General features: G+C 70.7%; 20 protein-coding genes and 2 pseudogenes. 10 read left to right on the top strand and 12 right to left on the bottom strand.

The genetic code is table 11. The annotated features are described in order from the left end of the window. Positions 1 to 4: 4 nt before the first annotated feature. Entirely contained in the window at positions 5 to 298 is a 294-nt protein-coding gene (locus CHC05_RS09290) for a 4a-hydroxytetrahydrobiopterin dehydratase (protein WP_089246802.1), read from the top strand. Then, a complete protein-coding gene (locus CHC05_RS09285) occupies positions 295 to 1,401 on the top strand; it encodes an FHA domain-containing protein (RefSeq protein WP_089246801.1) in 1,107 nt (368 codons plus the stop codon). The genes CHC05_RS09290 and CHC05_RS09285 overlap by 4 nt, the downstream gene beginning before the upstream one ends. A gap of 157 nt (positions 1,402 to 1,558) precedes the next feature. On the opposite strand, the gene rocD is transcribed toward CHC05_RS09285, so the two are convergent. The 6 genes from rocD to CHC05_RS09255 all read right to left on the bottom strand — a co-directional run bounded on the left by rocD (position 1,559) and on the right by CHC05_RS09255 (position 8,050). Beyond that, positions 1,559 to 2,773 carry an ornithine--oxo-acid transaminase gene (gene rocD, locus CHC05_RS09280; protein WP_089246799.1) on the bottom strand — a complete coding sequence of 405 codons (1,215 nt, stop codon included), beginning with the start codon at positions 2,771 to 2,773 and terminating at the stop codon, positions 1,559 to 1,561. Next, positions 2,770 to 3,615, bottom strand: coding sequence for a dimethylargininase (gene ddaH, locus CHC05_RS09275; protein WP_089246797.1), 846 nt, complete (start codon positions 3,613 to 3,615; stop codon positions 2,770 to 2,772). The genes rocD and ddaH overlap by 4 nt, the downstream gene beginning before the upstream one ends. A gap of 243 nt (positions 3,616 to 3,858) precedes the next feature. Then, entirely contained in the window at positions 3,859 to 4,605 is a 747-nt protein-coding gene (locus CHC05_RS09270; RefSeq protein ID WP_089246795.1) for an ABC transporter permease, read from the bottom strand. A 62-nt stretch (positions 4,606 to 4,667) separates the two neighbouring features. Next, the gene (locus CHC05_RS09265; protein ID WP_089246793.1) at positions 4,668 to 6,044 is read right to left on the bottom strand and encodes an FAD-dependent oxidoreductase; all 1,377 of its coding nucleotides are present in this window, start codon (positions 6,042 to 6,044) and stop codon (positions 4,668 to 4,670) included. Further along, the gene (locus CHC05_RS09260; RefSeq protein WP_089246791.1) at positions 6,037 to 7,191 is read right to left on the bottom strand and encodes a carboxylate-amine ligase; all 1,155 of its coding nucleotides are present in this window, start codon (positions 7,189 to 7,191) and stop codon (positions 6,037 to 6,039) included. The genes CHC05_RS09265 and CHC05_RS09260 overlap by 8 nt, the downstream gene beginning before the upstream one ends. A gap of 49 nt (positions 7,192 to 7,240) precedes the next feature. Further along, entirely contained in the window at positions 7,241 to 8,050 is an 810-nt protein-coding gene (locus tag CHC05_RS09255) for a hypothetical protein (protein WP_089246789.1), read from the bottom strand. Between the two features lie 101 nt (positions 8,051 to 8,151). On the opposite strand from CHC05_RS09255, the gene lysX reads away from it, so the two are divergent. From lysX to CHC05_RS09230, 5 genes are all read left to right on the top strand, one after another. Beyond that, positions 8,152 to 11,514: a bifunctional lysylphosphatidylglycerol synthetase/lysine--tRNA ligase LysX gene (lysX, locus tag CHC05_RS09250; RefSeq protein WP_245870729.1), complete on the top strand. Its 3,363-nt coding sequence runs from the start codon at positions 8,152 to 8,154 to the stop codon at positions 11,512 to 11,514. After that, positions 11,511 to 12,272: a DUF998 domain-containing protein gene (locus CHC05_RS09245; protein ID WP_089246787.1), complete on the top strand. Its 762-nt coding sequence runs from the start codon at positions 11,511 to 11,513 to the stop codon at positions 12,270 to 12,272. Before lysX ends, CHC05_RS09245 begins: the two co-directional genes overlap by 4 nt. Further along, complete coding sequence (locus CHC05_RS09240) at positions 12,208 to 13,644, top strand: FAD-binding oxidoreductase (protein WP_089246785.1); 1,437 nt, start codon at positions 12,208 to 12,210, stop codon at positions 13,642 to 13,644. The genes CHC05_RS09245 and CHC05_RS09240 overlap by 65 nt, the downstream gene beginning before the upstream one ends. 70 nt (positions 13,645 to 13,714) lie before the next feature. Continuing rightward, on the top strand, positions 13,715 to 14,368 hold the full coding sequence (locus CHC05_RS42380) for a DedA family protein (RefSeq protein WP_089246783.1): 654 nt from the start codon (positions 13,715 to 13,717) through the stop codon (positions 14,366 to 14,368). Further along, positions 14,365 to 15,153: an inositol monophosphatase family protein gene (locus tag CHC05_RS09230; RefSeq protein ID WP_089246781.1), complete on the top strand. Its 789-nt coding sequence runs from the start codon at positions 14,365 to 14,367 to the stop codon at positions 15,151 to 15,153. Before CHC05_RS42380 ends, CHC05_RS09230 begins: the two co-directional genes overlap by 4 nt. Positions 15,154 to 15,211: 58 nt before the next feature. Here the strand turns inward: CHC05_RS09230 and CHC05_RS09225 are convergent, their stop codons facing one another. The 4 genes and pseudogenes from CHC05_RS09225 to CHC05_RS09210 all read right to left on the bottom strand — a co-directional run bounded on the left by CHC05_RS09225 (position 15,212) and on the right by CHC05_RS09210 (position 20,089). Beyond that, positions 15,212 to 16,771 carry a cellulose binding domain-containing protein gene (locus tag CHC05_RS09225; protein ID WP_089246779.1) on the bottom strand — a complete coding sequence of 520 codons (1,560 nt, stop codon included), beginning with the start codon at positions 16,769 to 16,771 and terminating at the stop codon, positions 15,212 to 15,214. Positions 16,772 to 16,782: 11 nt separating this feature from the next. Further along, a pseudogene (locus CHC05_RS43260) lies at positions 16,783 to 17,777 on the bottom strand (chitinase); the annotation flags it as partial. Further along, positions 17,767 to 18,552: pseudogene (locus CHC05_RS43250) on the bottom strand (cellulose binding domain-containing protein); the annotation flags it as partial. The pseudogenes CHC05_RS43260 and CHC05_RS43250, both read right to left, overlap by 11 nt. Before the next feature lie 157 nt (positions 18,553 to 18,709). Next, positions 18,710 to 20,089: a carbohydrate-binding protein gene (locus CHC05_RS09210; RefSeq protein WP_089246777.1), complete on the bottom strand. Its 1,380-nt coding sequence runs from the start codon at positions 20,087 to 20,089 to the stop codon at positions 18,710 to 18,712. Between the two features lie 229 nt (positions 20,090 to 20,318). Between CHC05_RS09210 and CHC05_RS09205 the strand changes: the two genes are divergently transcribed. Next, entirely contained in the window at positions 20,319 to 22,103 is a 1,785-nt protein-coding gene (locus tag CHC05_RS09205) for a DUF1800 domain-containing protein (RefSeq protein WP_179266104.1), read from the top strand. Positions 22,104 to 22,107: 4 nt separating this feature from the next. Next, positions 22,108 to 23,451 carry a DUF1501 domain-containing protein gene (locus CHC05_RS09200; protein WP_089246773.1) on the top strand — a complete coding sequence of 448 codons (1,344 nt, stop codon included), beginning with the start codon at positions 22,108 to 22,110 and terminating at the stop codon, positions 23,449 to 23,451. Here the strand turns inward: CHC05_RS09200 and CHC05_RS09195 are convergent. Continuing rightward, positions 23,448 to 24,287 (bottom strand): alpha/beta fold hydrolase, encoded by an 840-nt coding sequence (locus CHC05_RS09195; protein ID WP_218824492.1) that lies wholly within the window; start codon positions 24,285 to 24,287, stop codon positions 23,448 to 23,450. The two genes, CHC05_RS09200 and CHC05_RS09195, sit on opposite strands and share 4 nt — an antisense overlap. A gap of 86 nt (positions 24,288 to 24,373) precedes the next feature. Then, positions 24,374 to 24,943, bottom strand: coding sequence for a TetR/AcrR family transcriptional regulator (locus CHC05_RS09190; RefSeq protein ID WP_089247481.1), 570 nt, complete (start codon positions 24,941 to 24,943; stop codon positions 24,374 to 24,376). Between the two features lie 82 nt (positions 24,944 to 25,025). Here CHC05_RS09190 and CHC05_RS09185 point away from each other — a divergent pair, with 82 nt between their 5' ends. Further along, entirely contained in the window at positions 25,026 to 25,712 is a 687-nt protein-coding gene (locus CHC05_RS09185) for an SDR family oxidoreductase (RefSeq protein WP_089246771.1), read from the top strand. Positions 25,713 to 25,766 lie beyond the last annotated feature (54 nt).

Raw genomic sequence — 25,766 nt, 5'->3', positions numbered from 1 at the left:
ACCCGTGGCAGAGGTGTTGGGCGCCGACGAACTGCGGACGGCGCTGGCCGAGCTCGACGGTTGGGCGGGTGACCCCACGGGGATCAGCCGCGACGCGGAGCTGGCCAGCTTTCCCGGAGCGATCGCGGTCGTCGACCGTGTCGCCGAGGTGGCGGAGGAGCTGGACCACCACCCCGACATCGACATCCGGTGGCGGCGCCTGCGGTTCACGCTGAGCACCCACTCCGCCGGTGGTGTCACGGTCAAGGACCTCGACCTGGCCCGCCGCATCGACACGATCGTCCGGGACGCGGCATGAGGTTCGAGATATCGCGCGTGCTGGACGCGATCGAGAGCCGGCTCTGCCTCGACCCGGCCCTGGCCCGCGCGGTCGTCGACCTGGGCGAGGTCAGCCGCTTCGTCGACCTCGACGGCGGCCGGCCGGCGACCCTGCTGCGCCTCGGCATCGCCGTCGACGCGCTGGGCCGCCAGGTCGAGGAGGAAAACGTCCCGGTGTACGTGATCGCGCCGCGCGCGCTGATCTCCGACGCCGACCTGACCTCCAACGAGCGCATGGTGGTCCGCCGCTGGGCCGACGACGGCCGCATCGAGGTGCTCCGCGACCCGGCCGACCGGCTGCTCGAGGTCGCCGAGCTGCTCGGCCTGCCGGTGCTCAGCCGCAACAGGTTCGACGGCGCGCGGCAGCGCTACGGCTGGCTGGCCCAGCCCGGGCGGCTCCTCGCCCCGGTCACCGGCCCCGGCGGCCCGACGCTGATCGCCCGGGTGGGCGGCGGAGCCCAGCCCGGCAGCGCCGACCCGTCGCCGGTGGGCATGAAGCTGCTGTCCCGCCTGTGGCGGTGCCCTGAGCCGGGTTGTTCTTCTTATGGCGCGAAACCGGCGGGCCGCCCGGGTGGCCAGCCCCCGCCGACCCTGCGCACAGGCGCCCCGACCTGTCCGCGCCACGAGGCACGACTCGGCGACGGCGGCCCGCGCCCGCGGGTCGAGGTGTTGTCGGCGCGGGTAGGTGGCGTGGTCCGGCAGCGCTTCGTGGTCGCCGCCGACCAGCCGGTGGTCGTGGGCCGCGCACCCGACCGCGGCGTGATGCTCGGCCAGTGGCTGACGGACGAGGCGCGCCGCTGGATCAGCCGCAACCACGTGCGCTTCGAGCTGCACGGCACAGACCTGGTGGCGCAGGACGTGAGCACGAACGGCACGGGCGTACGCCCGGGCGGCTCGATCGACGACGACAACCGCCTGACCCTGAAGTCACAAAGCCGAGCGCTCGCTATGGGCGACGTGATCGAACTCTTCCCGGGCGTCCAGGTAGCCCGCTCCCGCACCTGGACCACAGGCGGCGTCACCAACCCGCTGTCGGTCATGTCCGAAGCCCCGACGACGACCATGCGCGCCTTGGACCGATAGCCTTTGCTGCCAACTTGGCAGAAACTAGCAGCAGATTGGTAGATCGCGACTCGCGCGCGGATGCGCTGCTCAGGGCGCCTTCGGAGGCGGACGTCCTGCCACCCATAAGCGAAAACGCCCCCGGGTAGCCCCCGGGGGCGTTTACGCGGTTCGTGGGTTACTTCAGGATCGCTCGTAGGGCGGCCACCGCTACGTCGATGTCGTCCTTGTCGATGATCAGCGGCGGGGCGAGGCGCAGGGTTGAGCCGTGGGTGTCCTTAGCCAGTATTCCGCGCTCCGCCAGGCGCTCGCAGGCCTCGCGGCCCGTCATCAGCTCCGGGTCGACGTCGATGCCCGCCCAGAGGCCGCGGCCGCGGACGGCTACCAGGCCGTTGCCGACCAGGGTGCGGAGCTCGGACAGCAGGTACGCGCCGTTCTCCTTGGCCCTCGCCTGGTAGGTGCCCGTCTCCAGGAGCTTGACCACCTCGATCGCTACCGCGCAGGCCAGCGGGTTGCCGCCGAAGGTCGAGCCGTGCTGGCCTGGCTTGATCACGCCTAGGACGTCGCTGTTCGCCGCGATCGCGGAGACCGGGACGATGCCGCCGCCGAGGGCCTTGCCCAGGACGTAGACGTCCGGGACGACCGACTCGTGGTCGCAGGCGAAGGTGTCGCCCGTGCGGCCCAGGCCCGACTGGATCTCGTCGGCCACGAACAGCACGTTCTGCTCGGTGCACAGCGCGCGCACGCCCGGCAGGTAGCCGTCCGGTGGCACGACCACGCCCTGCTCGCCCTGGATCGGCTCGATCAGCACCGCGACCGTGGTCTCGTCGATCGCTTCCGCCATCGCGGCCAGGTCGCCGTAGGGGACGATCCGGAAGCCCGGCGTGTACGGACCGAAGTCGTCGTGTGCGTCCGGGTCGTCGGAGAACGAGATGATCGTCGTCGTGCGGCCGTGGAAGTTGCCCGCCGCGACCACGATCGTGGCCTGGTCGGCCGGCACGCCCTTGACGCGGTAGCCCCACTTGCGCGAGATCTTGATGGCGGTCTCGACGGCCTCGGCGCCCGTGTTCATCGGCAGGACCTGGTCCTTGCCGCACAGCGCGGCCAGGCGCGAGCAGAACTCGGCGAACTGGTCGTGCACGAACGCCCGGCTGGTCAGCGTCACGCGGTCGAGCTGGGCGTGCGCCGCCGCCGTCAGCACCGGGTTGCGGTGCCCGAAGTTGAGCGCGGAATAGCCGGCCAGGAAGTCCAGGTAGCGCCGGCCGTCGATGTCGGTCACCCAGGAGCCCTCGGCCGTCGCGATCACGACCGGCAGCGGGTGGTAGTTGTGCGCCGTGTGGGCCTCCGCGTCGCGGATGGCCGCGGGCGTCCGCAGCACGTCGTCGAGAATCATGAGGTCGCTCCTCCGCCCGGACGCAGTTCGAGCGTGCAGCACTTCGCGCCGCCGCCCGCTTTGCGCAGTTCAGACATGTTTACACCGATTGTGCGGTATCCCCGTTCCTGCAGCGCCGCGGCCAGCTCGACCGCCTGTGACGCCAGCACCACGGTCTTCCCGTCGCTGACCGCGTTGAGGCCGAGCACCTCCGCGTCGGCGACCGAGGCGATGATCGCGTCCGGGAACAGCAGGCGCAGCACCGCCTGGGAGCCCGGCGAGAACGCCTCGGGCAGGTACGCGATCTGCGCCGGCCCGGTGCCGTCGGAGCCGGACAGCACGCACAGCGCCGTGTCGAGGTGGTAGAAGCGCGGGTCGACGAGCTGCAACGTGATCACCGGGCGGCCGAGGACCTCCTGGGCCCGGGCGTGCGCCGCGTGCGTCGTGCGGAACCCGGTGCCGGCGAGGATCACGTCGCCGGCCAGCATCAGGTCGCCTTCGCCCTCGTTGACGAACTTCGCCTCGTGTACGGCGTAGCCGGCGCGCTCGAACCACGACCGGTAGGCCGGACCCTCGTCGGCGCGCTCCGGGTCACGGAACTGGACGGCGAGGACGGTGCCGTCGACAACGGTCGCACCGTTGGCGGCGAACACCATGTCGGGCAAACCGGGCAGCGGGTCGATCTCCTCGACCGTGTGGCCGAGCTCCAGGAAGGTCTGCCGCAGCCGCGTCCACTGCTCGATGGCCAGCGCCGTGTCATAGGGCGCGGTGGGGTCCATCCACGGGTTGATCTTGTAGTTCACGGCGAAGTACGTCGGCCGGCACATGAGGTACCGCCGTCCGCCGACCGAGTCCATCGTCATGCCGGCAACGCTATGTGCGCAGGTCACACGCGGGCCATGGGAAACGGTTGCGTCCTGCGGAAGATCGTTGCGTGATTCCGGGGCGCCACCCGTGATTCGTTGCGCGGAGCTAACAGCCCCGGAGAGCGTTTTGGGGGGCAGCGCGTGAGCGCTGCCCCCCAAGCAACCACGGGGTCTGTGAACCACTTCACCCAGGTCGTGCCGGAACGGTTGTCCGTGCCGCTCCGCGAAGTGGAATGCCCGCTAGAAGCGGTCGACAAACTGTGAGTCGAGCCACCCGCGCAGGCGCTCGACCCAGTCGGCGTCGGTGGTCGGCCAGGAGAAGGTGCCCGTGAAGGCCAGGATGCCGATCACCACGGCAGCGCCGCCGATCAGCAGGCCGAGCATGGCGTCGAGCTTGCCGGCCACGTGCCGCTTGCGGGTCGCGGCGAACGCCGACACCGCCATCACGAAGCCGATCGCGGCGACGGCGATGCCGTAGCCGGCGAGGGCGCCACTGAGCACGAAGAACGCGCCGGTGATCGCGAAGACCAGGCTGAGGGTGGCGAGCACGCTGGTGCGCGGCTTCGGACCGGCCGGGACAACGGGCGTGGGCTCGGGCTTCGCCTCGGTGACCGGCTCGGTCGGGCGGGTGTCGTCGCGCAGGTCTGTGCCGGCGAGGCGGCGCTCTTTCGCGGTCGGCGCGTTGGGACCGGCCGGGGACGTCGGCACGGCGGCGGGGGCCGGCGGGGGCGGCGGGGGAGTCGCGCGACCGGTCGCCGGGTCGCTCGCCCGGGTGCGGTCGCGGTCGGACCAGCGACCCCAGAGCGTCGGACGCTCGGCCCGGTCAGCCCGCTCGGCGGCTTCGGCCCGCTCGGCCCGGTCGACGCGTCCCGCGCCGACGGTGCTGTCGGTGGTCCGGTCCCGGACCACGGTCTCGTCAGTCGCGGCGCGGTTCTCGTCCACGCCGGCGCTCTCCTCGCGCCGCGTGAACGACGGAATCTTGACCACAGGACACCTCCATCAATGGCTACGCGGGAGGGCTTACCCAGAGTGGTCGAGATTCATGCCTGTCAGTGGATGCCGAGCGCCTCGACGGCCTTGCGGGCCGCGATCAACACCGGGTCCCAGACCGGCGCGTACGGCGGTGCGTAGCCGAGGTCGAGCCCGACCATGTCCTCGACGGTCATCTTGTTCCACAGTGCCACCGCGAGCGGGTCGATCCGCTTCGCCGCCTCGGAGCGGCCGACGATCTGCGCGCCGAGCAGCCGCCCGGTGCCCCGCTCCGCGAGCAGCTTGACCGTCATCGGGTCGGCGCCGGGGAAGTAGCCGGCCCGGTTGGTCGACTCGACGGACGCGGTGACGAACGCGAAGCCGGCCGCCTCGGCCTCCTTGGAGAGCAGGCCGGTGCGGGCCACCTCGAGGTCGCAGACCCGGGTCACCGCCGTGCCGATCACGCCGGGGAACGTGGCGTACCCGCCGCCGATGTTGATGCCCGCGACCCGGCCCTGCTTGTTGGCGTGGGTGCCGAGCGCGATGTGCACCGGCCGGCCGGTGACCCGGTGCACCGACTCGACGCAGTCGCCCGCGGCCCAGACGCCGGGCGCGCCGACCACCCGCATCCGCAGGTCGACCCGGATGCCACCGGTCGGGCCGAGCGGCAGGCCGGCGGTCCGCGCGAGCGCGGTGTTGGGCTTGATGCCCAGGCCCAGCACCACGATGTCGGCCGGGATCGAGCCCTCGGCGGTGTGCACCGCGGAGACCACGCCGCCGTCGTGGCCGAGCCCGGTGACCGTGCGGCCGGAGAGCACCTCGATGCCGAGCGAGCGGAGCTTGTCGGCGACCAGCGCGCCCATGTCGGGGTCGACCGTCGACATCGGCTGTGCCCCGCGCTCGACCAGGGTCACCGCGAGCCCACGATTGATCATCGCCTCGGCCATCTCGACGCCGATGTAGCCGCCGCCGACCACCACCGCCCGCGCCGGCTTCGGGTCGCGCTGCAGCCAGGCGTGCAGCGCGTCGCCGTCGTCGAGCGTCTGCACGCCGAACACCCCGCTGATGCCCTCCTGCGCCCAGTGGGGGTGCACGGGGACCGCGCCGGTGGCGTACACGAGTTGGTCGAAGGGCTCGCGCACCTCGCGCCGGCCCTCGTCGAGGGCCACGGCGATCACCTCGCGGCGGTCGAGGTCGATGTCGACGACCTCGTGGCGGGTGCGCACGTCGATGTCGAAGTCGTCGCGGAACACCGCGGGCGTGCGGGCGATCAACTCGTCGCGCTCCTCGACCAGCCCACCGACCCAGTACGGGATGCCGCAGGCCGAGTACGAGGTGAACCGGCCGCGCTCGAAGGCCACGATGGACAGGTCGTCGGCGGACCGGCGGCGCCGGGCCTGGGACGCGGCGGACATGCCGCCCGCGTCGCCGCCGATCACGACGAGGCGCTCAGCCACGGGTCTGCACGGCGAGGTAGTCGATCACTTGGCTCATCTCCCCGGTGCGGTTGAAGACCGAGCGCTGCCGGGCGGCGCCGGTGCCGTGCGTGTGCAGACGGCCCAGAAGGTAGCTCACGGTCTCCAGGTCGCCGTGCCGTTCCAGGTGTGGGCCCACCCGTTCGAACAGCCGGCGGATGAGCTGCCACGCCGGGTGGGTGCCGCCGTCGAACAGGTCGCAGGCCAGCCCTTCGAGCCCGTCGTGCGCGGCCCGCCAGTGCGCCGCGACCAGCAGGTGGTGGTCGATCGGCAGCGCCGGCCGGCCGGCCTCGATGTCCTCGAGCGCCGCCGCGACCAGGCCGCGGATGAGGGCGGCGACCAAGATCGCGTCGTCGATGGTCAGGCAGACGTCGCCGATCCGGATCTCGACGGTGGGCAGGTGCGCGGAGAGCCGGGCGTACCAGTAGAGCATCCCCGAGTCGAGCAGCATGCCGGAGTCGATCAGCTCGTCGACCAGCGTGAGGTAGTGGGCGTGCGACTCCAGCCACGGCGTCGGCCCGACCGGGGGCCAGCGGTTCCAGAGCACCGAGCGCCAACTCGCGTACCCGGTGTCGCGTCCGTTGTAGAACGGCGAGTTGGCGGTGGCCGCGTGCAGGACGGGCAGCCATGGGCGCAGGTGGTTGAGCACCTCGACGCCGATGTCCGGGCCCGGGATGCCGACGTGCACGTGCATGCCGTTGTAGCCCGGGCCGGGGGAGACGGTGCCGTAGCGCTCGATCATCCGGTGGAAGCGCGGGTTGTCGACGATCCGTGGGCTCTGGTCGTCGGCGGGGCCGGCCGGGCCGGTGCCGACGGCGAGCATCCGGTAGCCGGCCCGCTCGGCCGCCTCCGAGAGACCCGAACGGAGCATCCCGAGCGAGTGGGAGAGCGCGTCGAGCGACAGGCCGGGCGGGCTGCCGATCTCGATCTGGCTGGTCTGGAACTCGTGCTGGACCTGCCCGCGTAGGTCAGGCGGGACCTCGGGCAGCACCGCCTCGACCGCCTCGGCGGCCGCGCCGGTCGCCGGGTCGACCAGGAGGAACTCTTCCTCGACTCCGACGGTCAACAACGCGCTGTCGACGTCCCGCTCGCCCGCCGAGCCGGCGGCGTCCCGCACCACGTGTGACATGCGACCATCGTTACCCCGCCTTCCGGTTGGTGAAGCCTCGCCGCGGTGATCATGACGACGGCACGTCCGGGCCATCGGGGGTCGTCGGGGTGTCCGGGCTCCCGGCGATCAGGTTTTGCAGCCGGTCCTTGGCGGCGATCATCGGCCCGCGCAGGCGGCGTTCCCGCACGATCGCGCGCGCCATCTTGCGCCGAGCGCGGGGTTTGTCGCGCTGGTAGCGCCACCGCGCCCAGGGCGAGTGCGGCCGGGCCAACCGGATCGCCCCGACCAGGATCAGGATGGGGATGAACAGCCCGATCAGGCCGGTCCAGATCTTGCCCTTCATCAGGGTGATCCCGGCGAGGCCGAAGTTGAGCACCAGGGCGATCGTGCCGACGAGCCAGGTGACGAGCGTGGACTCGCCCGCGCCGGAGGTGGACGTGAAGTTGTCGACCCCGATCGGGCGCAGGCCGAGCAGCAGCAGCCCAGTGAACGCGATCGCGATGAACACCGCGTCGACCGAGGTGCGTCCCTTCTCGGACCAGTAGACGTCGTCGAGGTGGAGGATCAGCGAGAACTCGTCGAGGACCAGCGCCGTGCCGAGCCCGAACAGACCGGCGAAGACGGCGTTCGCGGCGGCGTTGTCGGTGTTGAGGGCGAAGCCGGTGACGCCCGCGATGATCATGAAGATCACCCCGAAGACGACGTGGTGGATGTGCGTCCCGCCGGGGCTGACGTTGCCGGGCCACCACTTCACCTCGGCCCTGATCATCCGGACCGAGAACCGGATGAAGCCGAACGTGACGATGAAGCCGGCGAAGAAGCAGAACAGCGGCAGGCGGTTGGTATCGACGATCGTCCGAGTGAACCAGCCACCCATCGCCGCTCACCCCCTGCCGCCTATTACGTCCGTTTTATGAGAATCATTCTAGGTAGCTGCCTATGGTCGGAGTTGGGATCCGAGAACACGGGAGGGGCGCCGTGACCACGACAGTCGACGAGGTCGCCGAGACGTCCGCGGCGATGCCGATAGCCCGCCCGCGCGGCCTGCGCTGGGGTCGCTACGTGCCCCGCATCTTCGGCCTGGTCATGTGGTTCGTCGCGATCGTCTCCTTCATCGCGGCGATCGGGCACATCTTCAACACCGGCGTGCAGCCCGTGCGGGAGACCATCGACGCGCTGATCATCCCGGCCCCGGCCAACATCGCGTACACAGTCTTCCTGGCCGTGCTGGCGACGGCGACCCTGCGCCGCAAGCGGGTGGCGTGGTGGATCGTGACCGTCTACTTCAGCCTGAGCGTGCTGATCACCCTGATCCTCGCCATCGTGCTGTCCACCGTGTCGGACGCCGAGCTCCTGGACGACGCCGGCAACCGGCTCTTCGACAGCGCCGGCGAGCTGGCCCTGCTCTGGGGCTCCCTGGCCATCGCCGTCGTCGCCCTGGCCGCGCTGATCGTGTTCCGCGGCGAGTTCTACGCCCACGTGGCCAAGGGCAGCGTCCGCCGGGCGCTCGCGGTCTTCGTCGGCACGCTGATCGTCGGGATCGGCCTCGGGCTGAGCCTGGTCACCGCCTTCCCCGGCAGCTTGCAGGGCACCGGCAACCAGCTCGCGTACGCGACGGAACGGGTGCTCGGCGGCGGTTTCAGCTTCGACATCACCCGGGTCGGCCGGGCGCCCGGCTGGGTCAGCTTCGTGCTCGGCCTGTTCGGCGCCGCCGCCGTGTTCGCCGCCCTGGCCACGCTGCTGCGCTCGCAGCGTCGCAACGCGGAGCTACACGCCGGCGACGAGCGGCAGATCCGGACCCTGCTGGCCAAGTACGGCGACCGCGACTCGCTCGGCTACTTCGCCACCCGGCGCGACAAGTCCGCGATCTTCTCGCCGACCGGCAAGTCCGCGGTCACGTACCGCGTGGTCAACGGGGTGAGCCTGGCCAGCGGCGACCCGGTCGGCGATCCGGAGGCGTGGGGCCCGGCGATCGACGCCTGGCTGGCCCAGGCCCGCTACTACGCCTGGACGCCGGCGGTGATGGGCGCCAGCGAGGAGGGCGCCATCGCGTACGCCCGGACCGGGTTGAAGGTGATCCACCTCGGCGACGAGGCGATCCTGCTGACCCGGGAGTTCAAACTCGACGGCCGGGAGATGCGCCCGGTGCGCCAGGCCGTCAACCGGGTCGAGCGGGCCGGTTACACGGCGACCGTCCGCCGGCACTCCGACATCCCCGACGAGGAGCTGAAGGAGCTGACCCGGCTGTCCACCGTGTGGCGCGACACCGAGAGCGAGCGCGGCTTCTCGATGGCCCTCGGCCGGCTCGGCGACCCGTCGGACGGCCGCTGTGTGCTGGTCGAGGCGATCGACAAGAACGACCGCGTCAAGGCGATCATCTCGTTCAGCCCATGGGGTACGCACGGCCTCTCGCTGGACCTGATGCGGCGCGCGCCCGACGCGGAGAACGGCGCCATGGAGTTCATGGTCGCCCAGCTCATGGAGAACGCGCCCCGGCTGGGTGTGGACCGGGTCTCGCTGAACTTCGCGGTGTTCCGCGCGGTCTTCGAGGAGGGCGCCCGGATCGGTGCCGGCCCGATCCTGCGGCTCTGGCGCAAGCTGCTGCTGTTCTTCTCCCGCTGGTGGCAGCTCGAGTCGCTGTATCGGTCGAACGCCAAGTACCACCCGGTCTGGGCGCCGCGCTTCCTGTGCTTCGGCGAGCGCCGCGAGCTGGTCCGGGTCGGCCTGTCGTCGGCGATCGCCGAGGGCTTCCTCGCGCTGCCGGGCAGCACCGGCGAGCAGCTCGACGTGCTGCCGCCGGACGCCGACGAGCGGGCCCGGGTGGCCGAGGAGATCGACGCCGCCGAGGCGCCGCCACCGCCGGGCTCGATCGACCACAAGGCGCCCGAGCAGATGCGGGTCCGGCTGGCCAAGCGAGAGCGGCTGATCGAGTCCGGCATCGACCCGTACCCGGTCAACTACCCGCGCACCGACACCTGCGCCGAGGCGGCCGCCGCCCACCGCGACCTCGCGCCCGACCGGCGCAGCGGTGACAAGGTCGCGGTGGCCGGCCGGGTCATGCTGCTGCGCGACCACGGCGGCATCCTGTTCGCGACCATCCGCGACTGGAGCGGCGACCTCCAGGTCATGATCTTCGGCGGGACCGCCGTCGACGAGTGGGACAACACCATCGACATCGGCGACCACGTCGGCGTCAGCGGCGAGGTGATCACCACGAAGACCGGCGAGCTGACCGTCGAGGCGACCTCGTGGCAGCTCAACGCCAAGTGCCTGCGGCCGTTGCCGGACAAACACCGCGGCCTGGCCGACCCGGAGGCCCGGGTCCGGCAGCGCTACCTCGACCTGGTGACCAACAAGCGCTCGCGGGACATCCTCAAGGCGCGCGCCAACGCCATTTTCGCGCTGCGCGAGTCCCTGGTCGGGCGCCGCTACCTCGAGGTCGAGACGCCGATCCTCCAGCGGATCCACGGTGGTGCCAACGCCAAGCCGTTCACCACCCACATCAACGCGTACGACCTGAAGCTCTATCTGCGGATCGCGCCGGAGCTGTATCTCAAGCGGCTGGCGGTCGGCGGGGTCGAGCGGGTGTTCGAGCTCGGCCGGACGTTCCGCAACGAGGGCGCCGACTACAGCCACAACCCCGAGTTCACGGTGTTGGAGGCCTATCAGGCGTACGCGGACTACGACACCATGCTGCATCTGACGCGGGAGCTGATCCAGGAGGCGGCGATCGCGGCGTACGGGCAGGCCGTGGCCCGGAGGCCGGGCACCGACGAGGAGGTCGACATCTCCGGCGAGTGGCCGGTGCGGACCGTCAACGAGGCGGTGTCGACGGCGCTGGGCGAGGTGGTCGACGCGGACAGCGACGTGGCGACGCTGCGCCGCTACTGCGACAAGGCGGAGATCGCGTACGACCCGAAGTGGAACCGCGGTGCCGTGCTGCTGGAGCTCTACGAGCACCTGGTCGAGGGCAAGACCGACCTGCCGACGTTCTACAAGGACTTCCCGACCGAGGTGTCGCCGCTGACCCGGCAGCACCGGCACGACGGGCGGCTCGCCGAGCGGTGGGACCTGGTCGGCTTCGGCTTCGAGCTCGGCACCGCGTACTCGGAGCTGATCGACCCCGTCGAGCAGCGCCGCCGGCTGACCGAGCAGTCGCTGCTGGCCGCCGGCGGTGACCCGGAGGCGATGGAGCTCGACGAGGACTTCCTGCAGGCGCTCGAGTACGCCATGCCGCCGACCGGTGGCCTGGGCATCGGTGTCGACCGCGTGATCATGCTGCTGACCGGCCGGTCGATCCGCGAGACGCTGCCGTTCCCGCTCGTCCGCGCGGCGTCGTGAGGCCACCGCGCTGGCCCGCCGTCGCGTTCGCCGCGTCGTCCGCGCTCTACAGCTCCTGGCTGCTCGGGCCGTGGCTCAACCCGCGGCTCGGGCTGGCCACCGGGTTGGCCAGCGACCTGGCCGCCACCGACCAGCCCTGGCACCAGCTCTTCCGGGCCGCCGACCTGGCCGCCGGCTCGCTGGCGCTGCTCGGCTCGGCGCGCATGCTGCTTCGCGGGCACGACCTCACCGGCACGGAGCGCGCCGGGTGGCTGGGTGCGGCGGCCTTCGGGGTGGCCACGATCTTCGATGCCAGCCTGACCGCGCTCACCTGCGCGCCCTCGATCGACCCGGGCTGCCCGGAGCTGTCCGGTGACCTGGCCGAGGTGGCGCTCGACCCGCACACGCTGACCTCGGTCTTCGCCGCGCTCGGTGGGATCGGCTCGATCGTCTCGTTCTGGCTGGCGTCCCGACCCGGCAGTGCCGACCGCACCTGGGCCGGGGGCCTCGCGGCCGGCAGCGTGGTGGTCAACGCGGGCCTGCTGGTCGAGCTGGTGCGGGAGGGCCAGTACGAGGGAGTCTGGCAACGGATCGAGCTGGCCAACCTGGCCGCGTGGCTGGTCTACGCCGCCGTGCGCAGCCAGCAATCGTCGCGAACCAGCTCCGAGCCTCCGGCCGATATGCGTAGAATATTCGGATTCGGAGGTGCGCGCGATGACGATTCACGCGGCGACCGTCCAAGGCGGTCTGGCAGCCCTGTCCGACGAGATGATCGCTGAGCTGCGGGAACGGGTGTCCTGCCCGGTGCTGGCTCCCGAGGACGCCGGGTTCGGCGAGATCCGCGCGGTCTTCAACGCGATGCATCCCGGCGACCCGTCGCTGGTGGTGAGCTGTTTCGGCACCGCCGACGTGGTCGACGCGGTCACCTTCGCCCGCGACAACGGCCTGGCCGTGTCGGTGCGGGGCGGCGGGCACTCGATCGCCGGACTGTCCGCATCGGACAGCTGCATGCTGATCGACCTGGCACCGATGCACGCGGTGCAGGTGGACGCCGCGGCTCGGTTGGCTCGCGTGCAGGGCGGGGCCGTCTGGGCCGACGTCGACCGCGAGACCCAGGCGTTCGGGCTGGCCACGCCCGGCGGCGTCGTGTCCGACACCGGCGTCGCCGGGCTCACCCTCGGCGGCGGCTACGGCTGGCTGCGCCGCAAGTACGGGCTGGCCTGCGATCACCTGGTGGCGGCCGAGGTGGTCGGCCCCGACGGCCAGGTACGCGTCGCGTCGGAGACCGAGAACACCGACCTGCTGTGGGCGCTGCGCGGCGGCGGTGGCAACTTCGGCGTGGTCACCTGGTTCACCTTCGCGCTCGAAGAGGTCGGCCCGACCGTCGCGTTCGGCGGCACGTTCTATCCGGTCGAGGAGGCCGCGCAGGTCATCCGCGGCTGGCGCGACTACGTGGCGATCGCGCCAGACGAGGTGACCGCCACCTGCCTGACCATCACCATGCCGGCGGACCCGGCGCTGCCGGAGGCGGTGCACAACCGCGCGTGCGTGGTGGTCGGCGCCGTCTACTCGGGAGACGCGGACGAGGGCATGGACATCCTGCGTCCGCTGCGCGAGCTCGGCACGCCGCTGATGGACATGTCGCAGCCGATGCCGTTCACCGCCGTGCAGCAGGGTTTCGACGCCTTCTTCCCGCGCAACACGCTCCAGGCGTACTGGAAGTCGCGGTATCTCTCGTCACTGAGTGACGAGGCGATCGACTTCGTGGCCGACCGGGCGCTCGACCGGCCCAGCCCGTTCACGTTGGTCAACATCTTCCACATGGGCGGAGCGATCGCCGCCGTGGCGCCGGACGCGACCGCGTTCGCCCAGCGCTCCTCGCCGTTCCTGCTCTCCATCGACGGCAACTGGGCCGAACCGGCCGACAACGACGCCAACATCGCCTGGGTGCGGCGGACCTTCGCGGAATCGGCCGACTACGGCGACGACGGTGTGTACCTCAACTTCACCGGACGGTCGGACGAACCGCCGGATGTCGCCGTGGACAGCGCGTTCGGGGCCAACCTGCGCCGACTCGCCGAGATCAAGGCGAAATACGACCCGACGAACATGTTCCGCTCGAACAACAACATCACGCCCGCGAACAGCTGAGCTTCAGCATGCTTTCAGGTTGGTCGGGTAGTAATTCCAGATCCCCCGACGACCTGAGGAGCTTTGGCACATGGCGCTGGCCGCGGAAGGCGACCCTCGCGATCTTGGTGGACTGACCGGGTGGGTGGCCGGGGTGATCGACTCCTTGGGCACCGTCGGCGTCGGCCTGCTGGTCGCGCTGGAGAACCTGGTGCCGCCGATCCCCAGCGAGATCGTGCTGACGCTCGGCGGGTTCCTGGCCAACCAGGGCCGGATGAACCTGGCCTGGGTGATCATCGCCGCGACAGCGGGCTCGGTGGTCGGCGCGCTGGTCCTCTACTGGCTGGGCCGCAGCCTCGGCGAGGAACGGCTCAAGCGATGGCTCGACCGCCTCCCGCTGGTCGACACCGACGACCTGGAGAAGGCCGACAAGTGGTTCGAGCGGCACGAGAACGCCGCCGTCCTGTTCGGGCGCTGCGTGCCGGTGGTACGCAGCCTGGTCTCCATCCCGGCGGGCGCCAACGAGATGCCGATCGGGCGGTTCGTCGCCTACACCACGCTGGGCAGCGGAGTCTGGAACTCGTTGTTCGTCGGCGCGGGCTACGCGCTCGGCTCCAACTGGCAGCGGGTCGACCAGTACGCGCAGTACTTCGACTACGCGATCTACGCCCTGGTCGCGGTCATCGTCGTGCTCTGGGTGCGCAAGAAGATCCGCAAGCGCAACCGGGCCAAGGCGTCGCTGTGAACGACGCGGAGGTGGCCGTCGCGGCGGCCGAGGCTGGTGCCGCGGTGGTCCGGCGCTACTACGGCGAGCCGGTCGAGCACCACGCGAAGTCGCACCGGGACTTCGCCACCACGGCCGACATCGAGGCCGAACGGGCGATCCTGTCGGTGATTCGCGAGCACCGGCCCGACGACGGGTTCCTGGGTGAGGAGAGCGGGCACAACGGGCTCGGCGGCGACCGGCTGTGGCTGGTCGACCCGCTCTGCGGCACCCTGAACTTCGCGGTCAGCACGCCGCTGGTCGCGGTCAACGTCGCGCTCCGGACAGCCGCCGAGGTGACGGCCGCGGCGTCGGCGGACCCACTCGCCGGCGAGCTGTTCTGGACCGACGGCACGGGCGCCTGGCTGCGCCGCAACGGTCTCGACAGCGAGCTGCGCCCGTCGGCCGCGTCGCTGCTGGTCGACGTCAACCTGGACCCGCCGTTCCCCAACAGCGCCTTGTTCCGGGCGACCACGCTGCTGGCGGACCCGGAGTTCGTCGACGGTTTCGGGCCGCGGGTGCTGTCGACGACGCTGGCGGTCGCCTGGGTGGCGGCGGGGCGCCGGGCCGCGTACGTCACCGACGGGCACTTCGCCGACAGCGTGCACTTCGCGGCCGGTCTCGCGATCTGCGCCGCAGCGGGCTGTGTGGTGACGGGTCTGCACGGGCAGCCGCTGCACACGGGTGTCGGCGGGCTCTTGATCGCCGCCGACGTTGCCACCCACACCGAGCTGCTGCGGCTGGTGCGCAAGCAGGGCTCGGCCTAGCTGCCGCGCCGCCGCCACGCCCGGGGGCAGTGACGGCGGCGGGTCGTATCTATAGGAGTCAGCCGAACTGGGCCGTGATACGGGTGAACTCCCAGTCGGGTTGGGCGATGCTGGAGCAGTCGGAGCTCAGCGGGCCGCCGGCGCAACCGCGGTCGCGGTTGACCGACCAGAACGCCAGCCGGGCCAGGCCGCGTGTCTCGGCCCAGTCGCGGATCGACGTCCACTGCGCGGTCGTGGTGATCTCGTTCTGGTCCGAGCGGCCGTTCATGCCGGAGATGCCCATGTGCGCGTACGCGGTGGCGTCGGACCAGCCGAACGCGGTCTTCAGCGCGTTCTTCAGACCCTCGGCGGAGCTGACCGTGCTCGCGTACATGTCGGCACCGCCGCCGAAGTTGAACGGCATGATGGTCCAGACGTCCACATTGGCCTGCAGCGCGGCGGCCTGGTTGATCAGCCGGGTGCCCCACCAGCTCGGCCCGGACGTGGCCGTCGGGATCGTCACGATGGTCTTCAGGTTCGGGTTGTTCTGCTTGAGGATCTTCAGCGCGCCGAGGATCCGGTCCTGCACGACCTCGCTCTCGAACTCGTCCGTGTTCTCGACGTCGAGGTCGATGGCCTTGAGGCTGTACGTGTTGATCACCGATTGCAGCGCACCAGCCAGCGCCGACGCCGACGAGCAGTTCGGGCCGAGCTTGTTGCCGCTCCAACCGCCGACCGACGGGATGATGTCGCCGCCGGCGGCCCGGATCGCCGCGATCTGCTGGGCGTCGCCGGCGCTGTTGATCGGCCGGTTGCCGTCCCAGGCGGGTGTGCAGCCGCCGCCCGAGAGCACGAACGCCTTGGTGAACCACTTGATGCCGGTCGCCGACATCACCGTGTTCATGTTGGGCACGTTGCCCCACGAGTAGATGTACGGCGCCGCGATCTGCGTGCCGGCCGGCGGGTTGGTGCAGCCGGTCGTCGTGCCGGTGACCGCGCCGGACTTGGCCGACTCACCCTGGGCGTTGTACGCGGCCACCGTGTAGGACCGCGAGGCGCACGCCGGCAGGCTGCCGATCGTCGCGCTGGTCCCGGTGACCGTGGCGCGCACGGTCGTACCCTCGTAGACCCGGTAGCCGGTGACCGTGCCGGACGAAGCGTTCCAGGCGACCGAGATGGAGTTGGCGGTGGTGCCGGTGACCCGCACGTTGCCCGGCGTCGGCGGTGCGCCCGGGTTGGTCGGCGGGCCGCCGGCGCAGGACGAGCCGTTGACCGTGCAGCTGGTCGGGTCGCCGGTGCCGGCCGCGACGAAGCCGAAGCTGGCCGTCGCGTTCGGGCCGAGGGTGCCGTTCCAGCTCTTGTTGGTGAAGGTGAACCGCTGACCGCTGCGGGTCATGTCGGCGTCCCAGAAGCTGCCGATCGAGGTGCCGCTCGGCAGGTCGAACGCCACGTTCCACGAGGTGATGGTCGACGACGTGTTGTTGGTGACGGTGAACCGCGCCTCGTAGCCCGAACCCCAGCTCGACGTGCGGACGAAGGCGGCGGTGGCCGCGGACGCGGCCGGTGCGACGGCCACCCCGACCGCCATGGCCGCGAGGGCCAGGGCGGCGGTGACCGCGAGCTGTCTCGTGAGTCTCACAGCTGTGCTCCTCAGGGGAGGGTGGCGAGGTGGGGGTCGACGGTGTTGGCGAACTGGTTGCCGTTGCTGACGTCCCAGTTGATCGACCAGGTCATCGCACCGCGGATGCCCGGGTACGTGCGCGGCGGGCGGAAGCTGCCGCAGTTGGTGCCGCGGGCCAGGCAGTCGAGGGCCTGGTTGACCAGGCTCGGCGCGACCACCCCGCCACCGGCGGCGCCGGGTCCGGCGGGCAGGCCGAGCGCGACCTGGTCCGGCCGCAGCCCGGCCTCGAGCTGGATGCAGGCCAGCGCGGTCATGAAGTTGACCGTGCCCTGGCTGTAGGCGAACGACTGGTCGCAGCCGAGCATCGAGCCGGAGTTGTAGAACTGGGTGTGTACGACGGTGAGGATGTCGCGGATGTCCAGGGCCAGCTTGAAGTAGGACACCGTGGCGTTCTGCATGTCGATCGTCTGCGGCGCCATCGTGATGATCAGGTTGGCGCCGACCCGGCTGCGCAGGTTCCGCAGCGCCTGGCCCATGAAGGTCGGGTTGAGGCCGTTCTCCAGGTCGATGTCGACGCCGTCGAAGCCGTACGACTGGATGAGGTTGAACATCGAGTTGCTGAAGTTGGTGGCGCTGGTGGCGTCGTTGACGGCGACGCGACCCGCCTCACCGCCGACCGAGAGGATCACCTTCTTGCCACGGGAGTGCATGGTGGCGATGTCGGAGCGGAAGTCGGCGTCGGAATAGCCGCCGAGCGCGCTGGACAGGCCGGGGTCGACGGCGAAGGTGACGGCGCCGGGTATGGTGGTGGCCTCGGCGAAGGCGACCGCGATCAGGTCGTACGCCGCCGGGGTGTCCCGCAGCCGAAGCTCGACGGCCGGGTTGACGAAGTTGTGCCAGTAGCCGGTCAGGAAGTGCGCCGGCAGTGGGCCGGTCGAGCACCCGGTGGTGGTGCCGCTGACGGCGGCGCTGCGGGCGGACTCGCCGACGGTGTTGTAGGCGGCGACCGTGTACGTCCGGGAGGCGCAGGCCGGCAGGCCGCTGATCGTGGCCGTCGTGCCGGTCACCGTCGCGCGGACCGTGCTGCCCTCGTAGACCCGGTAGCCCGTGACGGTGCCGCTGCTGGCGTTCCAGGCGAGCGAGATCGCGCTGCCGGTGGTGCCGGTGACTCGGAAGTTGCCGGGCACGCCGGGCACGGTCGGACCGGTCCCGCCGCTGGTGGTGCCGGTGACGGTGGCGCTGCGGGCGGACTCACCCGCGGAGTTGTACGCGGCGACCGTGTACGTGTGGGTGGTGTTGGCTCCCAGCCCGCCGATCGTGGCGGACGTGCCGGTCACGGTCGCCCTGACAGTGGTGCCTTCGTAGACCCGGTAGCCGGTGACGGTGCCGCTGCTGGCACCCCAGGCGAGCGAGATGCTGGTCTGGGTGACGCCGGTGACGCTGGGCGCGCCCGGCGTGCCCGGCACCTGCGTGCCCGGGTCGGTGGTGCCGCCGCAGGACGCGCCGTTGAGCGTGCAGTTGGCGGGTGACCCCGCGCCGGCACCGATGAGCCCGAACGACGCGGTGCCGCCCGGAGCCAGGGTGCCGTTCCAGGACTTGTTGGTGAAGGTGAACCGCTGCCCGGACCGCGTCATGTCCGCGTCCCAGAAGCTGCCCACCGAGCTGCCCGACGGCAGGTCGAAGGCGACCGCCCAGCCGTTCATGGTGGTCGTGCCGCCGTTGGTGATCGTGTACTTGCCCTCCCAGCCGGAGCCCCAGTCGGAGGTCTTGACGAACGTCGCGGTTGGTCCGGCGGCCATGGCCGGAGAGGCGACCACGACAGCGGTCACCCCACCGAGCAGGGTGACCGCCGCGGTGACCATCAAAGTCCGCAAGCGCATAAAAGTCCTCCCCAGGCCCGCGCTCACATCGATAGATGGCCAATTATTAAGACTGTTTACAGATTCTTGTCAATACCTAGTTCCGGAACTGGAACCAGTTGACGTTGACGAAGTCGTTGGGCTGGCCGCTGGTGAAGGTCAGGAAGACCGTGTGGGTGCCCGTGGTTGCGGTGATATTGCCTGGTATCGATCGCCAGCTCTGCCAGCCGCCGGTGTTGGCCAGGGCGAAGCTGCCGATCGGGGCGTTGCTGCGGCTGTCCAACCGCACCTCGACCAGGCCACTGACCCCGCCGCCGGCGCCCGACGCCACGCGGGCGACGAAGTCGCGCGCCGGGGTCGAGCCGAAGTTGACGTTGTTGAACTGGACCCAGTCGCCATTCTTGATCGCGCCGATGTTCTGGCCGCCCTCGCTGCACGACTCGACGATCACGCCGCTCTGGGCGTTGAACGACTCGGCCTGGATCTGGCTGTACGCGCTGCCACCGCCGCCAGTGGGCGGGGTGGTCGGCGGGTTGGTCGGGTTGGTGCCACCGCCGCCGCTCGTGTAGACCGCGACGTAGTCGACCAGCATCGACCGGCCCGACACGGTGGAGCCGGTCGGCGTGGCGGAGCCCGCGACGCCGTTGGGGAACGCGCCTCCCATGGCGACGTTGAGCAGGATGAAGTAGCCGGCGTGGCTGGTCATGTTCGACCAGTGCGGCTCGCCGACCTGCGCCGACGTGACGGTGTGGAAGAGCGTGCCGTCCACGTACCAGCGCAGCTGTTGCGGGCTCACGCTCGTGTCCCACTCGAACCGGTAGGTGTGGAAGGCCGACTGGCACGACGAGCCGGGGCAGGCCCGGCTCGCGCCGAGGCCGTTGGTCTCGTTGCAGGGCCCGCCCGGGTTGACTCCGCAGTGGAGCACACCCCAGACGGAGTTGATCCCGTTGACGTTCTCCATGATGTCGAACTCGCCGATGGCCGGCCAGTTCCAGTAGTTGCCCCGGTACGGGGCGCCGAGCGCCCAGAACGCGGGCCAGTAGCCGGCGGCCGACGCACCGGTCACGTTGGGCATCTGGATGCGCCCCTCGATCCGCAGGATTCCTCCCGACGGCGGCCGGAAGTTGCTGCGTTGCGTCTCGATCCGGCCCGAGGTCCACTGCCCGGAGCTGTTGCGGACGGGGGTGATCCGCAGGTTGCCGGAGCCGTCCAGGCTCAGGTTGGACGCGCTGTTGGTGTAGGTCTGGATCTCGCCGGTGCCCCAGTTGCCGGGTCCGCCGGGATAGCCGGTGCCGGTGTCGATGATCCAGTTCGAGGACGAGGGCAGGCTGTTGGCCGACCCGTTGAAGTCGTCGCTCCAGGCCAGCGTCCAACCGGACGGAGCGGACGGCAGGGAGGCGTTGGCGCTGACGGCGGCGGAGACGGCCGCGACAGTGATCACCGCTGTGGCGATCGATACGAGTGCGCGACGTTTCATGAAGCCTCGCTCTTTTTGTGGGGGGATGGGCTACGTGAGAGCGCTCTCACGAGAGTTCTAGCGAACCAAGGGACGCATGTCAATGTTTTGGTGGGAGGGCTCCCGCCAGGCGGCAATCTTTAGGGCGGGCTTAACAAACCGTCCCTCGCATTGAGGGTTGCGGGTGCGTCCATCTATGGTCCGGCCTGGATCAGTCGGCGCGGGACCTGGGCATGTGAGGTGTGGGGGCATGGCGCAACGGCAGGGTGCGTCCCGGCACCGGGCGCCCGATCCGCTCGTGCCGCGCGTCGCCCGGCTGGCGAAGGCCGGCGAGCCCACGCTGCTCAAGCTCGTGCGCAACCGCAGGCAGGTGCTGATCGGCGCCGGCGCGGCCGTGGTCGCCACGGGCGCCGTCGGGTCGGCGGTCGCGGTGCTGGGCGGTGGCGGCATCTCCGCCGCGCTGGGCGACTCGGCCACCTCGACCCGGTCGCCGCGGGACGCGGGGGCGTTCGCCGACCGGGACGCCAGCTACACCCAGTCGCTCGGCGACTCCATCGACCTCGGCGCGGCCGGCCTGATGGACACCGCCGCCGCGGCCGCGGCAGCCGCCGCCAAGAAGACGCCGACCAACCCGAACCTGCTCAGCCGCGACCCGATCCTGCACATGCTGCGGCGGGTCACCTTCGGGCCGACGCGGGTGCTGGTCGACGCGGCCACCAAGACCGGCATCGACGAGTGGTTGGAGCAGCAGCTCAACCCGGGCAAGGTCGACGACCCGGTGGCGACGAAGGCGATGGCCGCGTTCCCGACCGCCTCGATGAGCACCGCGCAGATCCGCCGCACGGTCAAGGACGGCGACTACCAGGCGCAGTTCGAGCTCGGCCAGGCGACGATCGCCCGGCAGATGTGGAGCAGCCGCCAACTCTTCGAGGTGATGGTCGACTTCTGGTCGAACCACCTCAACGTGACCAACCCGTTCGACGGCGGTTGGGACGTGCGCACCTCGTACGACAACGACGTGATCCGCAAGCACGCGCTCGGCAAGTTCTCCGACATGCTCAAGGCCAGCGCCCGGCACCCGGCGATGCTGCGCTATCTCGACAACGCGGCCTCGGACCGGCGGTCGGTCAACGAGAACTACGGCCGCGAGCTGCTCGAGCTGCACACCGTCGGCATCGACGGCGGCTACAACGAGAAGGACGTGCGCAACAGCGCGTACATCCTGACCGGGCGCACGGTGACCGACGACGGGCAGTTCCGCTACGCGGCCGACCGGCACTGGGTCGACCCCGTCAAGGTGCTCGGCTTCAAGGACAAGAACCCGTCGCGGTCCAAGGGTCTCGACGTCGGCGAGCGATACCTGAAATACCTGGCCACGCACCCGTCGACCGCGAAGAACATCGCGCGCAAGCTGGCCGTGCGGTTCGTCTGCGACGCGCCGCCCAACGGCCTGGTGCAACGGCTCGCCGACACGTACCTCGAGAACGGCACCGCGATCGCGCCGGTGCTGCGGGTGCTGTTCCGGTCGCAGGAGTTCTGGATCGCGTCCGGCATGAAGACCCGCCGCCCGCTGGAGAACTTCGTGGCCGCTGCCCGGGCGCTCGGGATCGCGCCCGGCTCCGACACCCGCTCCGGCGTTGAGGGCCTGTACTTCATGACCGAGCGCTTCGGCAACGCGCCCATGGCCTGGGTGCCGCCGAACGGCTACCCGGACGTCGCGGCCGCCTGGCGGTCCGCGCACGCCACGCTCGCGCTGTGGAACGCGCACCGCGCGCTGATCGGCGGTTACGAGCGCGGGCTGTCGTACCCCAAGGTGGAGGGTCTGGTCGGCAAACGGCCGGGCACCACGGGGCCGTACGTCGACAGCCTGGCGGACCGCCTGGTGTTCCAGAAGCTGAACCCGGGGCACCGCAAGGCGTTGCTCACCTTCCTCTCCGCGAAGGACAGCACCGCCGTCAAGAACAGCAGCCTGGGCGGCAAGGTCGAGCACCTGGCGCCGCTGCTGCTGGACTCCATCTACCACGCGTTGCGGTGAGGCCATGACTGTCGAGAGCGGACCGCGTAACAGCGATGAGCTGGCCCGCTATGGCCCGAACCTGCCGGAGGCGGCGATCCGGGTGCAGGCCGAGGCGGTCGCGGCGGACCTGCGGGCGCAGCGTGACCAGTGGCGCAAGGGCTTCACCCGGCGCCGCGTGTTGGCCGGTGCGGGCGCGGTCGGCGTGGCCAGCCTGGCCAACCAGGTCGTCACCACGCGGGTGGCGTTCGGTGCCCCGTCGACCACCAACCGCACGCTGGTCGTGGTCTTCCTGCGCGGTGGCATGGACGGCCTGTCGGTGGTCGTGCCGCGCGGCGACCGCAACTACCTGAACGCCCGGGGCGGCATCGCCGTGCAACCGGGCGCGCTGCTGGCCGGCGACGACCGGTTCGGCCTGCACCCGGGGCTCGCGCCGCTGGTGCCGTTCTGGGAGAAGGGCATGATGGCCGCGGTGCACGCGGTCGCGTCGCCGGACGCCAGCCGGTCGCACTTCCAGGCGCAGGACTGTCTAGAACGGGGTGCGGCGTCGACCTCGGTGCACACCGGCTTCCTCGACCGCGTGCTCGAACAACTCGGCCCCGGCACCACGTTCCGCGCCGTCGCCGAGGGTTCGGCGCTGCCCCGGTCGCTGGTCGGCGGCCAGAGCAAGCTCGTGCTCCAGGGCATCCGCGACTTCGACCTGCGGGCCGGCAGCGGCATGCGGGAGAAGACGCTGACCGCGCTCAAGGCGCTCTACACCGGGGTCGGCGACCACCCGCTGGGCGGCCAGGCGGCCGAGACGCTCAAGTCCATCTCGACCGCGCGGAAGATCGCCCAGGCCGACTACCAGGGCAGCGCGCAGTGGCCCGGCGGCGGCTTCTCCGACCAGCTCAAGGACGTCGCGCGGCTGATCAAGGCCAAGGTCGGCCTGCGGGTCGCGGCCGTCGACATCGGCGGCTGGGACATGCACACCAACATCGGCGGCCCGGACGGCGGCGACATGCGCAACCGGCTCAACGAGCTCGCGGGTGCGCTCGGAGCGTTCGCCACCGACCTCGGGTCCGCTTTGGACAACACCTCGATCGTCACGATGAGCGAGTTCGGGCGCCGGGTCGAGGCCAACGGCAACTCCGGCACCGACCACGGCCACGGCGGGCTGATGCTGCTGCTCGGCGGCGGCCTGAACGGCGGCAAGGTGCACGGCCGCTGGCCGGGCCTGTCCGCCGGCGCCCTCGACCAGGGCGACCTGGCCGGCGCCAACGACTACCGCGACGTCATGACCGAGCTGCTCGGCGCCCGGATGGGCGTCAAGGACTGGAAGAAGATCTTCCCCGGGTACGAGGCGAAGAAGATCGGCGTCTTCCGCTAGCTCCTAAGGAAGTTGAGCAGGTCGCCCTGGAACTTGTCCTGCTCGGTCTCGAAGAGTCCGTGCGGTGCGCCCGGGTAGACCTTCAGCTCGGCGTCCTTGACGATCTTCACGGCCTTCTTCGAGGCGTCCGCGAACGGCACGATCTGGTCGTCGTCGCCGTGGATGAACAGCGTCGGCACGTCGATCGCCTTGAGGTCGTCGGTCAGGTCGGTCTCGGAGAACGCCTCGATGCAGTCGTACGCACCCTTGATCCCGACCGTCATGCACTGCTCCCAGAAGTCGTCGAGGATGCCCTGCGAGACGTCGGAACCCTTGCGGTTGGCGCCGAAGAACTGCGGAGCGAGGTCCAGGTAGAACTGCGACCGGTCGTCCTTGACGCCCTCCCGGAGCTGGTCGAACACCTCCATGGGCAGGCCCTCGGGGTTGTTCTTGGTCTTCAGCATCAGCGGCGGGATCGCACCGACGAGCACCATCTTCGCGACCCGGTCGGTGCCGTGCCGGCCGACGTACCGGGTGATCTCGCCGCCGCCGGTCGAGTGGCCGACCAGGACGACGTCGTTCAGGTCGTTCTGCTCGATCACCTCGGCGAGGTCGTCCGCGTAGTGGTCGAGGTCGTTGCCCTCCCAGGGCTGGCTGGACCGGCCACCACCGCGCCGGTCGTGCGCGATGCCGCGGAAGCCGTTGTCGGCGACCATCATCATGGTGTCGTCCCACGCGTCCGCGGTCAGCGGCCAGCCGTGGCTGAAGACGACGGGCTGTCCACTGCCCCAGTCCTTGAAGAAGATGTCGGTGTTGTCACTGGTCGTTACGTGTCCGGTGGTCATCGATTCCCCCATGCGCGCTGCGGTCACAACTCGTTTCGACGCTACGGGCGGTATCCACGACCTTCCGGAGTTCGGGCGAGGTTGTGAACGGTGGTGTGCTAGGCGACACCTGCGGCGTCGAGCAGGGCGGCCGCCGTGGCCAGGCTCAACCCGTCGAGACCGGTGCCGTGCACGACGGTGCGGGCCGCCGAACCGTCGAACACCACGGTCAACTGCCGTCCCAGCAGCTCCGGGTCGGCCACGCCGGCGGCGCGGGCCTCGGCGGTGAACCAGTCGGTGAGCTCCTGCTTGAACTCGCGGGCCACGACGGTCGCCGGGTGGTCGTGGTCGCGCAGGTCGGAGGCGGTGTTGACGAACGGGCAGCCGGCGAAAGCGGGCTGACCGGCCAGGTCTTCGAGCACCCGGAAGACGTGCAGCACCCGCTCGCGCGGCCGCGTCTCGGCGTCCTCCGGGAAGAACGCCGCGTTGGTGCCTGGCCCGCTCGCCTTCAGCGCCTCGGCGACCAGGTCGTCCTTGGTCTTGAAGAGCTGGTACATCGACCGCTTGGACACCCCGGCGACCGAGCACAGCCGCTCGACGCCGGTCGCGGTCACGCCCTCGCGATAGAAGAGGTCGGTGGCCGCCGCCAGGAGGCGGTCACGGGGAGTCGCGGTCTTGCCTGTTGCCATCACCACAGCGTAGCGCCAGATCTTGCGATTGGAAAACGATCGGTTTACGTTGGTGGAAACCGATCGGTTTCAAGGAGTCGACATGCAGATCAACGGCGCGACGGTACTGGTGACGGGTGGCAACCGCGGCCTGGGCAAGGCGTTCGTCGAGGAGTTCCTCGACCGGGGCGCGAAGAAGGTCTACGCGGCGGCCCGCGACCCACGCACGGTGACGAACACGGGCGCGGTCCCGATCCAGCTCGACGTGACCGACCACGCGTCGATCGAGCGGGCGGCGGCCACCGCCGGCGACGTCACGCTGCTGGTCAACAACGCCGGTATCGACACGTACAGCCGGAGCTTCCTCGACGGTGACCCGGCCGACATCCGGCGCGAGTTCGACACGAACCTGTTCGGGCTGCTCGACGTCACCCGGGCCTTCGTACCCGTGATCGTCCGTAACGGCGGCGGGCACCTGCTCAACGTCGCCTCGGTGCTCTCCTGGATCCCGAGCGGCGCGTACGGCGCGTCCAAGGCGGCGGTCTGGTCGGCCACCAACCACCTGCGCACGGAGCTCGCGCCGCAGGGCGTCGGGGTGACCGGGCTCTACGTCGGCTACGTCGACACGGATCTGGCGGCGCACGTCACGCTGCCCAAGACCGACCCCCGGGTGGTCGCCCGGGCCGGCGTCGACGGCATCGCGGCCGGCGACGACGAGGTGTTGGCCGACGAGTTCACCAAGGCCGTCCGGGGCGCCATCGGCACCGACCCGGCCGCTCTGCTTTCCTGAATCCCCCCGGCCGGGCGGCGGTGCGGTCCTTGTTTGGCCGGACCGCCGCCCGGT

This window comes from Asanoa hainanensis (assembly GCF_900188485.1).
GTDB classification, from domain to species: Bacteria; Actinomycetota; Actinomycetes; order Mycobacteriales; family Micromonosporaceae; genus Asanoa; species Asanoa hainanensis.
Note: the sequence above shows the minus strand (reverse complement) of the source record. Positions and strands in the feature narration are given on the sequence as shown.

Coding starts and splice junctions, on each gene's coding strand:
- CHC05_RS09285 (WP_089246801.1), top strand. CDS start 295: ATGAGGTTCGAGATATCGCGCGTGCTGGACGCGATCGAGAGCCGGCTC.
- rocD (WP_089246799.1), bottom strand. CDS start 2,773: ATGATTCTCGACGACGTGCTGCGGACGCCCGCGGCCATCCGCGACGCG.
- ddaH (WP_089246797.1), bottom strand. CDS start 3,615: ATGACGATGGACTCGGTCGGCGGACGGCGGTACCTCATGTGCCGGCCG.
- CHC05_RS09260 (WP_089246791.1), bottom strand. CDS start 7,191: ATGTCACACGTGGTGCGGGACGCCGCCGGCTCGGCGGGCGAGCGGGAC.
- CHC05_RS09255 (WP_089246789.1), bottom strand. CDS start 8,050: ATGGGTGGCTGGTTCACTCGGACGATCGTCGATACCAACCGCCTGCCG.
- CHC05_RS09240 (WP_089246785.1), top strand. CDS start 12,208: ATGACGATTCACGCGGCGACCGTCCAAGGCGGTCTGGCAGCCCTGTCC.
- CHC05_RS42380 (WP_089246783.1), top strand. CDS start 13,715: ATGGCGCTGGCCGCGGAAGGCGACCCTCGCGATCTTGGTGGACTGACC.
- CHC05_RS09210 (WP_089246777.1), bottom strand. CDS start 20,089: ATGAAACGTCGCGCACTCGTATCGATCGCCACAGCGGTGATCACTGTC.
- CHC05_RS09205 (WP_179266104.1), top strand. CDS start 20,319: ATGGCGCAACGGCAGGGTGCGTCCCGGCACCGGGCGCCCGATCCGCTC.
- CHC05_RS09200 (WP_089246773.1), top strand. CDS start 22,108: ATGACTGTCGAGAGCGGACCGCGTAACAGCGATGAGCTGGCCCGCTAT.
- CHC05_RS09195 (WP_218824492.1), bottom strand. CDS start 24,287: ATGGGGGAATCGATGACCACCGGACACGTAACGACCAGTGACAACACC.
- CHC05_RS09190 (WP_089247481.1), bottom strand. CDS start 24,943: ATGGCAACAGGCAAGACCGCGACTCCCCGTGACCGCCTCCTGGCGGCG.
- CHC05_RS09185 (WP_089246771.1), top strand. CDS start 25,026: ATGCAGATCAACGGCGCGACGGTACTGGTGACGGGTGGCAACCGCGGC.